Source organism: Micromonospora sp. CA-259024 (assembly GCF_050936255.1).
Lineage (GTDB): Bacteria > Actinomycetota > Actinomycetes > Mycobacteriales > Micromonosporaceae > Micromonospora.
Genome location: NZ_JBNJND010000001.1, coordinates 2238384 through 2249933, shown reverse-complemented (window position 1 = coordinate 2249933; position 11550 = coordinate 2238384). Strand labels below are relative to the sequence as shown.

Annotated in this window: 9 protein-coding genes; 6 read left to right on the top strand and 3 right to left on the bottom strand. The window is 71.9% G+C overall.

Annotation, left to right across the window (positions count from 1 at the left end):
• Positions 1-151: 151 nt before the first annotated feature.
• Positions 152-814: a hypothetical protein gene (locus tag ACQEUX_RS09835; RefSeq protein ID WP_433044476.1), complete on the top strand. Its 663-nt coding sequence runs from the start codon at positions 152-154 to the stop codon at positions 812-814.
• 14 nt (positions 815-828) lie between these two features.
• Here the strand turns inward: ACQEUX_RS09835 and ACQEUX_RS09830 are convergent, their stop codons facing one another.
• Positions 829-1674, bottom strand: coding sequence for a DUF3152 domain-containing protein (locus ACQEUX_RS09830; RefSeq protein WP_433044474.1), 846 nt, complete (start codon positions 1672-1674; stop codon positions 829-831).
• A gap of 139 nt (positions 1675-1813) precedes the next feature.
• Between ACQEUX_RS09830 and ACQEUX_RS09825 the strand changes: the two genes are divergently transcribed.
• Positions 1814-2314, top strand: coding sequence for a SigE family RNA polymerase sigma factor (locus tag ACQEUX_RS09825; RefSeq protein ID WP_433044472.1), 501 nt, complete (start codon positions 1814-1816; stop codon positions 2312-2314).
• The gene (locus ACQEUX_RS09820; RefSeq protein ID WP_433044469.1) at positions 2311-3060 is read left to right on the top strand and encodes a hypothetical protein; all 750 of its coding nucleotides are present in this window, start codon (positions 2311-2313) and stop codon (positions 3058-3060) included. Before ACQEUX_RS09825 ends, ACQEUX_RS09820 begins: the two co-directional genes overlap by 4 nt.
• Positions 3061-3079: 19 nt before the next feature.
• Here the strand turns inward: ACQEUX_RS09820 and ACQEUX_RS09815 are convergent, their stop codons facing one another.
• Positions 3080-5923 carry an ATP-binding protein gene (locus ACQEUX_RS09815; protein ID WP_433044466.1) on the bottom strand — a complete coding sequence of 948 codons (2844 nt, stop codon included), beginning with the start codon at positions 5921-5923 and terminating at the stop codon, positions 3080-3082.
• A 202-nt stretch (positions 5924-6125) separates the two neighbouring features.
• Between ACQEUX_RS09815 and ACQEUX_RS09810 the strand changes: the two genes are divergently transcribed.
• Positions 6126-7883: a M28 family peptidase gene (locus ACQEUX_RS09810; RefSeq protein WP_433044463.1), complete on the top strand. Its 1758-nt coding sequence runs from the start codon at positions 6126-6128 to the stop codon at positions 7881-7883.
• Between the two features lie 67 nt (positions 7884-7950).
• Here ACQEUX_RS09810 and ACQEUX_RS09805 read toward each other — a convergent pair whose 3' ends face one another.
• The gene (locus ACQEUX_RS09805) at positions 7951-8649 is read right to left on the bottom strand and encodes an SDR family oxidoreductase (RefSeq protein ID WP_433044460.1); all 699 of its coding nucleotides are present in this window, start codon (positions 8647-8649) and stop codon (positions 7951-7953) included.
• A gap of 150 nt (positions 8650-8799) precedes the next feature.
• Here ACQEUX_RS09805 and htpG point away from each other — a divergent pair, with 150 nt between their 5' ends.
• Complete coding sequence (gene htpG / locus ACQEUX_RS09800; RefSeq protein WP_433044457.1) at positions 8800-10728, top strand: molecular chaperone HtpG; 1929 nt, start codon at positions 8800-8802, stop codon at positions 10726-10728.
• A 78-nt stretch (positions 10729-10806) separates the two neighbouring features.
• The gene (locus ACQEUX_RS09795) at positions 10807-11469 is read left to right on the top strand and encodes a ThuA domain-containing protein (protein WP_433044454.1); all 663 of its coding nucleotides are present in this window, start codon (positions 10807-10809) and stop codon (positions 11467-11469) included.
• The last annotated feature ends 81 nt before the right edge of the window (positions 11470-11550 follow it).

The window sequence follows — 11550 nt, the reverse complement described above, 5'->3', positions numbered from 1 at the left end:
CACCGAGGTCGGCGGGCCGCCCGTCCGACCATCGAGGACACTGCGGCGGGACGTGCGCACGACGCGTCCCCGCCCCGGCGTGGCTGTGTCACCCATGCGTTATCGCACTCGGGTACCGTGCCTGGCACATCGACACATCCGAGGTGGACCCATGCCTGCCGTCGTCGCACTCGTGCTGACTCTCGCCCTCGCGCCCGCGCCGTCCCCGTCGACCACCTCGGGTCCGGTCGGTGAGCTCCTCGGTGGCGTCGGCCAGATCGTCGACGACCTGCTCGGAGGCGGCGGCACGCCGAGCACCGCTCCGACACCGACCGCCACCCCCACCCCGCCGTCCACGCCGAGCCCGCCACCGACCACCGGCCAGCCCAGCCCGTCGGCGCCCATGGCGACCTCCACGTCCGCCGGGTCGTCGGCCGGCCCGCTCCCGGCGGTCCCCGCCGCACCCGATCGGCCTGGCGCTGGCGAGGGCACGGGAACCTCGCGGGCACCCGTGCCGCTGCGCAACGGCGACGCCCCCGCCCCGGACGCCCCGCCGACGTTCGCCAACCCCGCCAGCGACGGCTGGCCGCCCGCGCACTATCTCCTGGTCGCGGCTGCCCTCGTGGTGCTGGCACTGCTGCTCCTGCGCCGCCGCCCGGTGATCGTCGCGCCGGCCCCCGCCGCCGCACCCGCGCCGGCCCCCGCTCCCGCTCCCGAGCCGGATCCCGGCCCTGTGCCGGACAATGTCAGTCGGCTGCCGACCAACCTCAACGCCATCTATGAGCTGGGGCGGCTGGACGAGCGGCTCGAGCAGGAGCGCGGCCGGCGCACCTGAGGCATGGCCTCCGGTCAGTGCGCCAGACGGGCACCCTCCCGCTGCGGGATCCCGTCGTCGTACGCCCCGACCGGCCCGCGGTAGCGGGTCTTGCCCTCCGGGTACGGCCAGGCGTTCGCGGTGCAGCCATGCAGACCCAGCGTCTGCTGTTGCATCACCGGCGCCGGCTCGCCCAGCCCCGGGCACCGCTCGTGACCGAGCCCGAGCCGGTGCCCCACCTCGTGGTTGACCATGTACTGCCGGTAGGTGACCAGGCTCGCGCCGTAGCCCGGCACTCCCTTGACCCAGCGCGCCACGTTGAGCACCACCCGGTTACCGTTGCGGCACGAGGTGTAGCCGTCCGGCACGTCCTGGCAGAGTGTGTCGCGGGTGCCGGGGGTCGCCAGGTAGATGGTGAAGTCGGTCGGTTCGCCGGCACCCACCCGGCGCAGCCGCCACGTTCCGCCGGCCGTCCACCCGCGTCGATCGTTCAACGTCGCGGAGACCGCCGTGGCGATCTCACCGATCGGCAGGCCCCGGATGTCGCGTTCCACGGCGACCCGGTAGCGCAGCAACCGGCCGCCGGCCGCGCTTGCGGGTGCCGTCTCGGCGGGCGCCACCGACCAGCGGTTGCCGCCGGTGGCGGGGTAGCTGATCGGGACGGCGGGTGCGGTGGTGGGCGTCGCACCGGAGGTTGCGGCTACCCCAGCCGGCTGGCCGGAAGCGGTGGGTGCGGGTGGCCCGGCCGGCAACGGTCCGGCGGCGACGGGACCGGTCGGGGGTTGCCCGGCGGCTGGCAGTCCGCAACCGGTGAGCAGCGCCACCGCCAGCAGCAACGCCGCTGAGGCGGAACGCCATCGGCGGGTAACCTTCGTCGACATGTCTCTCCCCTCGCGCTTCGCCCGGCGGCGGCGCGGAGGAGAAGACGGGTGACCGTGGCGAAAAGTTGATGTGACCCAAGGCTCAACCATTTGCTGTCCTCGCCCGTCCATAGCGGTGTGGCACGGGGGAGGTTTCACAGTGGCGCGGGGTGACGCCGAGTTCGTCGAGTTCGCGCGGGCGGCGTCCGCGCGACTGGTGCATGCCGCGTTCCTGATGACCGGGGACCATCACCAGGCCGAGGACGCCGCGCAGACCGCCCTGGTCCGCACCTATGCGTCGTGGTCCCGGATCCACGACGACGACGCCTACGGCTACGCCCGCCGCACCCTGGTCAACCACCTGGTCGACGGGTGGCGGCGGCCGATGCGGGAGTATCCGACGGAGGAGGTCCCCGAGCAGCGGCGCGACGACGTGGCCGACGAGGTCGCCACCCGGCGCTGGCTGGTCGGCATCCTCGGCGCGCTCAGCCCCCGCGAGCGGGCCATCGTCGTGCTGCGTTACTACTTCGACCTTCCGGAGGCGCAGGTGGCCCGGGAACTCGCCGTATCCGTGGGCACGGTCAAGAGCACCAGCTCGCGAGCATTGGAAAAGCTGCGCACCGCCGCGCCGCGGATGGCCGACAAGGAGGCCCCTCGATGAGCGAGCTGGACCGGCTCCGCCACGCCATGCGGGCGACCGAACGCCCCGACGCCATGCTCGACCTGGCCACCGTCATGCGCGAGGGGCGACGGTTGCGTACCCGCCGGCGGGTCGCCGGGGCCGGGGCGGCGACCCTCGCGTCCGGGCTGGCCGCCGTCGTCGTCGTGGTTGCCCTCGGCGCCCGGCCGGATGATCCGCCGCCGACGGAGCGTCCACCGCCGGTCGCCGTCGCGCCGCCATCGGCGGGCGTCTCGCCGATGATGCCGGATTCCACGCCGCCGCCGACCATGGCCAGCGGCGAGCCGCCTCCGAAGCCGCTGGGCCAGGTGATCGACAGTGGGGTGCGGCACGGCACCGACCAGCGGGTGTACTACGTCGTCGGGGTGTCGGTTCCCGGCCAGCCTCGGGTGTCCATCGGGCTGGCCGCGGGTCGCCGCGCCCCGGACGGCAGGCTGACCACGGACCTCCTGGTCAACGGCGTCGAGGGTTCTGACCGCAGCCCCGGGTTTCACGAGATCGGCTATGACGAACGCTCATCGGGCGAGCCGGTGCCCACCTTCGGCTACTTCGTCGGCCCCGCCCAGCGGATCATCGGTACAGTGGACGGCCGGCAGGTCGATGCCCGACTGGCCCGATGGAGTGTCGACAAGCAGGTGGTGATCTTCTGGTTCGACCCGGGCAAGCTGACTCCGGGGGAGCGGCTCGACGGGATCATCGCCCGCGACGGCAGCGGCCGGCGACTCTGACGCGCCGGCGGCTCGTCGCTCAGGCCGGGCCGGTCAGCCGGCGCTCGATGGTCACCGTCGTCCCCGCAGCGGTGGAGACCAGCCGCACGTCGCCGTAGGCGTTCATCAGCAGCGCGCCCCGTCCCCGGTCCATCGCCGGCCGGCGGTCCCGCCAGGTGCCGAAGTCCCGTACCGAGATCCGGATCAGGCCGCCGCCCACCTGGACCCGCAGCCGCACCTCCGGACGGCTGGGCCGCTGCGCGTGCTCGACGGCGTTGTTCATCGCCTCGGACGCGGCGAGTAGCAGTTCCTCCAGCACGTCCGGGTCGACACCGAGGTCGTCCAGCGTCAGCCGGACGTCCCGACGCATCGCCGCCGCCGAGGTGGGCGCGGCTGGGTACGTCCGCTCGACGTCCAGGATGTCGCCCAGCCCGTCCCGGTCGGCCGGGGCCTCGGCGACCACGGACGCGTCGATGCGGGGTTCGCCGGTGGTGCTGGGGACGGCGTCGGCCGGGCCGGCCACGGGACTTTCGTCCTCGGCAGGTGGTTTCCCGGCCGGCGCGAGGTCGCTGACCAGGGTGGGCCGTGGCGATGCCGGTGCGGCGTCACCTGCCGCTGTGGCTGGTGCGGCGACCCGCTGGGTGCGGTCACGGGCTCGGCGAAGGGCGGCCCGGACCCGGGCGATCAGCTCGGCCGCGGCGAACGGTTTCACCAGGTAGTCGTCGGCGCCCAGGCTCAGGCCCTCCACGCTGGCCTCTCCACCGGCGCGGGCGGAGAGCACCAGCACCGGCAGTGCCCGGGTCGCCGGGTCCGCGCGCAGCAGGCGCACCAGGTCGAAGCCGTCCAGCCCCGGCATCATCACGTCGGTGAGGACCAGATCCGGCTGTTCGCGGTGGACCTCGTCGAGAGCCTGCCGGCCGTCGGTGACCGCCCGTACCCGCCAGCCCTGCCCGGTGAGCAGCCGGCTGAGGTACGCCCGCATGTCGGTGTTGTCGTCGGCGAGGAGAATCCGGGCCCCGGCGAACTCGTCCACCGTCGGCCCGGACGCGAGGTCGGGCTTTGGGAGGCTGCCGCCCGGCTCGGCGAGCCAACTCGTCGCCTCCTGGACAGCGGCGCGGGCCGCGTCACCCCGCCCATCCTGGCGCGGACCGGTCACCGCCGGGCGGCGCGCCGCCGACCAGGGCAGCGCGACGGTGAAGGTGGTGCCGACGCCCACTCGGCTCGAGACCCGGACCTCACCGCCCTCCAGCCGGGCCAACTCGTGCACCAGGGCCAGGCCGATGCCCGTGCCCTCGTGGCTGCGCGAGCGGGCACCCCGCACCCGGTGGAAGCGTTCGAAGAGCTTCGGCAGGTCCCGGTCAGCGATGCCGATGCCGGTGTCCGCGACGGTGAGGCGTACCTCCTCGTCGTCGGAGTCCAGGGTGACCCGGATGTGGCCGACGAACGTGTACTTCAGGGCGTTGGACAGCAGATTCGTGACGATGCGTTCCCAGTTGACCGGGTCGACAGTGACCGGCCGGGGCAGCGGCGGGCAGATCACCTCGAGAGTCAGCCCGGCCCGCTCGACGGCGGCCCGGAACACACCGGTGAGCTCGGCCGTGAGCGCGGCCAGGTCGACCACGCGGGCGTCGCTGCGGGCTCGCCCGGCCTCCAGGCTGGAGAAGGTGAGCAGGTTGTTGACCAGGGTCAACAGCCGGGTGGCGTTACGCCAGGCGGTCTCCACCCGCTCCCGCTGCCCGGGTGCCAGCGGCGCGGTGGCGTCGGTGAGGGCGTCGGCCAGCGGCCCGAGGATGAGGGTCAACGGGGTACGGAACTCGTGGCTGACGTTGGCGAAGAAGTCGGTCTTCACCCGGTCCAGCTCGGCCAACGCCTCGACGCGGCGCCGCTCTTCCTCGTACTCCTGGGCGTTGCGCAGCGCCATGGAGATCTGCTGGGCCAGGAGCTGGTTGAAGGACCGGTACGCCTCGTCGAGCCCTCGGCTGGGGCTGACCCCCGCCAGCAGGACGCCGAGCGGCTGGTCCTCGTCGCCCGAGGGCAGCGGCAGCGCCAGCGCTGTGTGGACCGGGTCGCGCCACGGGCCGGCGGGCAGTGGCAGCCGGTCGGCGACGTCGGTCACCTGGGTCGGTCGGCCCTCGGCGGCGTCCGCCAGCCCCCAGGCGTCCGCGACCGGGCCCGGGTCGGCCAACACGACGGTGTCCGGCAGCACTCGCGCGTGCCCCTGGTCGCTGCCGGTGCAGGCGATCCGCCGCAGCACCGCGCCGTCGTGCAGGTAGATGGCGGCGAACGGCACGTCCAGCGGGTGGCCGTCGATCACGTCGATCAGCCGAGCGCCGGTCGCGTCGACGTCGACGGTGCGCCCGTCGCCGACGACGGACAGGTCGCGCAGCAGGCGCAGCCTGCGTTCGCCGACGACCTGCTCGGTGACCTCGCTGCACACGGTGAGCACGCCGACGGTGCGGCCGTCGTCGTCGCGGGCCGGGGCGTGCGAGACGCTGAAGTACGCCTCCTCGCGGTAGCCGGCCCGCTCCAGCAGCAGCCGCAGTGCGGGGACCCAGCTGGCCACCCCGGTCGCCATGGCCTCCCGGATCAGCGGGGCGAGCACGTCCCAGCCCTCGGCCAGGGTCACCCGCACGTCGTCGCCGAGCGCGGCCGGGTGCTTGTCGCCGATCAGCGCGGAGTACGCGTCGTTGTAGAGCTGGGAGAAGCTCTCACCCCAGAGCAGCAGCATCGGGTATCGCGAGGAGAGCACCAGCCGGACGGCGGCGCGCAGGCTCTGCGGCCATCCGGTCACCGGGCCGAGCGGTGTGCGGGCCCAGTCCAGCTCCGCCATCAGCCGGCCGGTGTCACCACCGCCGGCGAACAGGTCGGTGCTGGGTCGTGTCACGCTCGACCCGGCCCCATCGCAAGCCCCCGTTCCGGGCCCGACGACCCTGCTGGCATTACCTACCCATCCTGGCATCTCTACTCACCTGTGCCGACGCCGGTACCCACCGTCGAACCGGTGGGGGTTCGGGACGAACGACCGATGCTCAGTACATCGACATCTGTAAGTGTCTCGGGTATCTCTCCAACCCCGAGGAGCCCTCATGAGAGGCAGAACGCTGAGCGCGGGAGTCGCGCTCGCCGTGTTCGCCGGGATGACGGTGACGCTGGCCGCCCAGCCGGTGGCCGCGTCGCCCACGGCCGCGACGACGCTGGCCCGGCCGATCGCCGCGCCCGCCGCCGCGGTGGCAGCACCGGACATCTCCGTCACCAACGTCCAGGCGCACCTGACCCAGTTCCACTCCATCGCGACCAGCAACGGCGGCAACCGACGGGCCGGTTCGGCCGGCTACACCGCCTCGCTCACCTACGTCAAGACCAGGCTTCAGGCAGCCGGCTACACCGTCAGCGAGCAGTACTGCTCCAGTTGCACGTACCCGTCCAACAACCTGATCGCCGAGTGGCCCGGCGGCCCGGCCGACCAGGTGGTCATGTTCGGCGCTCACCTGGACGGAGTCTCAGCCGGCCCGGGCATCAACGACAACGCCACTGGCTCGGCCACCCTCCTGGAGAACGCGCTGGCCCTGGCCGCACAGAACCCGACCATGACCAAGCGGGTCCGGTTCGCCTGGTGGACCGACGAGGAGCAGGGGCTCAACGGTTCCCGGTTCTACGTCAACTCGCTCAACGCCACCCAGCGCGGCTACCTCAAGGGTTACTACAACTTCGACATGGTCGGCTCGGTCAACGGCGGCTACTTCGTCAACCGGGTCACCTCGACCACCGCGGCGCCGCTGAAGGCGTACTGGGACTCGTTGGGTCTGCAACCGGAGGAGAACGTCGAGGGTCAGGGCCGCTCCGACGACTACTACTTCCAGCAGGCCGGCATCCCCACCTCCGGCTACGCCGCGGGCGCCAGCGCCCGCAAGACCAGCACCCAGGCGGCCAAGTGGGGTGGCACGGCCAACTCGGCGTACGACCCGTGTTACCACCGGGCCTGCGACACCACCGCCAACGTCAGCGCCACGGTGCTGAACCGCTCGGCGGACGGCGTCGCGTACGCGCTGTGGCAGCTCGCCGTGGGCGGCGGCACCCCGACCAACGACTTCTCCGTCGCGGTCAACCCCACCACGCGTACCGTCGCACGGGGCGCCAGCACCACCGCCACCGTCGTCACCGCGACCACCGCCGGTTCGGCGCAGTCGGTCAGCCTTGCGGCCTCCGGCGCGCCCAGCGGCGTGAGCGTCTCGTTCAGCCCGTCCTCGGTGACCTCCGGCGGCTCGGCCACGATGACCCTGACCGCCTCGGCCAGCGCGGCGACCGTCACCGTCACCGTCACGGTCACCGGCACCGGCTCGGTCACCCGCACCGCGAGCCTCACGCTGACCGTGACCGGCACCGGCGGCTGTGCCGGCGGCCAGGTGATCGGTAACGGCGGGTTCGAGAGCGGGAGTACGCCGTGGACCGCGTCCTCCGGCGTGATCACCAACGCCAGCGGCCAGCCGGCCCGCACCGGGTCGTACAAGGCGTGGCTCGACGGGTACGGCAGCACCCACAGCGACACCCTGTCGCAGTCGGTGACCGTGCCGGCCGGCTGCACCAGCTACACGCTGTCGTTCTGGCTGCACATCGACACCGCCGAGACCACCGGTTCCACGGCGTACGACAAGCTCACCGTGCAGGTGGGTTCGACGACGCTGGCGACGTACTCGAACCTCAACGCCGCCGCCGGCTACGTCCAGCGCAGCTTCGACGTGGCCGGGTTCGCCGGGCAGACGGTGACACTGAGGTTCACCGGCACCGAGGACGCCTCGTTGCAGACCAGCTTCGTGATCGACGACGTGACGTTGCAGGCGAGCTGACCACGTACCCCTGAAGGGCCGCCGCCGGACCCCCGGCGGCGGCCCGCCGTGGCCGTGGTGTCGCGGGTCAGGGGAGCTGCGGGTAGAGCGCGGCGACGCCGCCGGCCAGTCCGGCCTGCACCTGGCGGCTGAGGTCGTCGGCGAGGATCTCGTACGCGTCGGCCTCGATGCCGTCCACGCCGATCCGGGCGATCGACGCCGGGTCGGACTTGGGGCCGGTGATGTCGGCGGCCATGTCGGTGTCCAGGTAGCCGACGTGCAGGCCGGCGACCCGGATGCCCCGGTCGGCGAGTTGGACGCGCAGCACGTTGGTCATCGCCCATTCGGCGGACTTGGCGGCGCTGTAGGCCGCGTGGATCGGAGAGCCGAACCAGGACAGCACGGAGAGCACGTTGAGGACCGTCCCGCCGCCGTTGCCGGCGATGACCGGCGCGAACGCCCGGATCGTCGACAGGGTGCCGATGTAGTGGGTCTCCAACTCCAGCCGGACGAGGTCCAGGTCGCCGTCGAGCAGGTCGGTCCGGGTGTCGATGCCGGCGTTGTTGATCAGCAGGTTCACGCCGCCGGCCAGCTCGGCGGCGGCGGCCACCGAGGCGGGGTCGGTGATGTCGAGGCGGACCGGCGTGACGCCGGGCAGGTCGACGGTGTCGGGGTTGCGGGCGCCGGCGTAGACGGTGGCGCCCCGGGCGAGGAGTTCGGCGGCAAGGTGTCGGCCGAGGCCCCGGTTGGCGCCGGTGACGAGGGCGGTGCTTCCAGAGATCTTCATGGGCGTCAGGTTATCCCACCTGACTTCTGTAAACAAAAGTCAGCTATCTCACGTGGGCGGCGCGCCCGGATCGGGAATAGGACCCGGATGCGGCCACCGCCCGGCTGGTGACGACTCGTATCCTTTCCGCGAACCTCCGTACGAGCCGAGATGGGAGACGGTGTGAGCAACCAGGCCGAGACGTTGGAGTTCCAGGCCGAGGCGCGTCAGCTCCTCCAGTTGGTGGTCCACTCGATCTATTCGAACAAGGACGTCTTCCTGCGGGAACTCATCTCGAACGCGTCCGACGCGCTGGACAAGCTGCGGCTGGCCACCCTGGTCGACAAGGACCTCGCCGCCGACACGAGCGACCTGCACGTCGCACTCGAGGTCGATCGGGACGCCCGCACGCTCACCGTGCGGGACAACGGCATCGGGATGACCCGCGACGAGGTGGTCGGGCTGATCGGCACCATCGCCAAGTCGGGCACCGCCGAGCTGCTGCGCCAGCTGCGCGAGTCCTCCGACGCCCGCGCCTCGCAGGACCTGATCGGTCAGTTCGGCGTCGGCTTCTACGCCGCGTTCATGGTCGCCGACAAGGTCACCCTGCTGACCCGCAAGGCCGGGGAGACCGCCGGCACCCGCTGGGAGTCCACCGGCGAGGGCACGTACTCGATCGAGCCGGTCGACGAGGCGCCGCAGGGCACCACGGTGACGTTGCACCTCAAGCCGGTCGACACCGAGGACAACCTGCACGACTACACCGCCGAGTGGACCATCCGGGAGATCGTCAAGCGATACTCCGACTTCATCGCCTGGCCGATCCGGATGAGTGTCGAGCGCCCCGGCGCCGACGGCGAGGCCGCCACCAGCGAGGTGCAGACCCTCAACTCGATGAAGGCGCTCTGGGCGCGGCCCCGTGACGAGGTCGACGCCGCCGAGTACAACGAGTTCTACAAGCACGTCAGCCACGACTGGGCCGACCCGCTCGAGGTCGTGCACATGAAGGGCGAGGGCACCTTCGAGTACGAGGCGCTGCTGTTCCTGCCCAGCCACGCCCCACTGGACCTGTTCTCCCCGCAGGGTCGCCGTGGCGTCCAGCTCTACGTCAAGCGCGTGTTCATCATGGACGACTGCGAGGCGCTGGTCCCCACCTACCTGCGCTTCGTCAAGGGCGTGGTCGACGCGCACGACCTGTCGCTGAACATCTCCCGGGAGATCCTCCAGCAGGACCGGCAGATCCAGATCGTCCGTCGCCGCCTGGTGAAGAAGATCCTCACCACGGTCAAGGACCTGAAGGCCAACCACCCCGAGCGCTACCGCACCTTCTGGACCGAGTTCGGCGCGGTGGTCAAGGAGGGGCTGATCGACGACACGGACAACCGCGACAGCCTGCTGGACATCCTATCGGCGGCCTCCACCCACGACGCGGCGGAGCTCACCGACCTGGCCGGCTACGTCGCTCGGATGAAGGACGGCCAGAGCGACATCTGGTACGCCACCGGCGACTCCCGGGCCGCCATCGAGAACTCTCCGCACCTGGAGGCGTTCCGGGCCAAGGGCCACGAGGTGCTGCTCCTTACCGACCAGGTCGACGAGGTGTGGGTCGAGCGGGTCGGCACGTACGAGGGCAAGCCGCTGCGTTCGATCGCCAAGGGCGAGATCGACCTCGACACCGACGAGGAGAAGCAGCAGGCCGAGGCTGAGCGTGAGCAGCAGCGACAGGAGTTCGCCGCGCTGCTCGACTGGCTGGGCACCACCCTGACCGACAGTGTCCGGGAGGTTCGCCTGTCGTCCCGGCTCACCGCGTCACCGGCCTGCGTCGTCGGCGACGCGCACGACCTCACCCCGACCCTGGAGAAGATGTACCGGGCGATGGGGCACGAGATCCCCCCGACCAAGCGGATCCTGGAGATCAACCCCGGTCACCCGCTGGTCGCCGGGCTGCGCAAGGCCCACGAGCAGGGCAGCGACCCCGTCGCCCTGACCGAGACGGCCGAGCTGCTGTACGGCCTGGCGGTGCTCGCCGAGGGCGGTGAGCTGACCGACCCGGCCCGCTTCACCCGCATGCTCGCCGATCGGCTGGCGCGCACCCTGTAGCGGGCGTATTCGTTGCGGCCGGCGGGCCACCCGATTGGTCGGGGCCCGCCGGCCGGCCCTCGGCACCGGGAGATGATCATGCCTGTCGACACCGTCATCTTCAGTGGGGCCGGCCCGCACGCCGACCGCTGGCACTCCCTGGCAGAGACCAGTACCGCGCTGGCCGCGCTGATCGGTGACGCGGCTTCGGTGGCGATCGTGACCTCCGTCGAGCACCTCGACGCGGCCCTCGACCGCGCCCACCTGTTGGTGGTGAACGCGAGCGCCGACCGCCGCGGCCCGATCGGGGAAGACGAGGACTTCGGCCGCGCCCTCGACACACTCCTGGCTCGCGGGGGCAGTCTGCTCGCCACGCACAGCGCCACCCTCGCGTTCCCCGGGCTGCCCAGCTGGCGGGCGACGATCGGCGCCGCCTGGGACCACGACCATTCGTTCCACCCCCCGATCGGTTTCAGCCTCGTCCGGCGTACCCGTGTCGGGCATCCGATCACCGACGGTCTCGGCGACATCGAGGTCTTCGACGAGCGCTACACCGACCTGGAGTTGGTCGACGGCGCCGAGATCGAGCCCCTCTACGTCCACGAGGAAGGCGGCGTTACCCACCCGCTGGTCTGGGCGCGCACCGTCGGGAGCAGCCGGATCGTCTACAGCGCACTTGGTCACGACGTCCGGTCGTACGAGTCGCCAGGGCACGTCGAGTTGCTGCGCCGCAGCGTGGCCTGGCTGCGTCACGACGCCTGATCGAAACCGGTCCACTGTGCTCACTGCACAGGTTCCGGTCGCCCGCAACCGCTGGGTGCGGCGCCCCGCGTACCCCGGTGA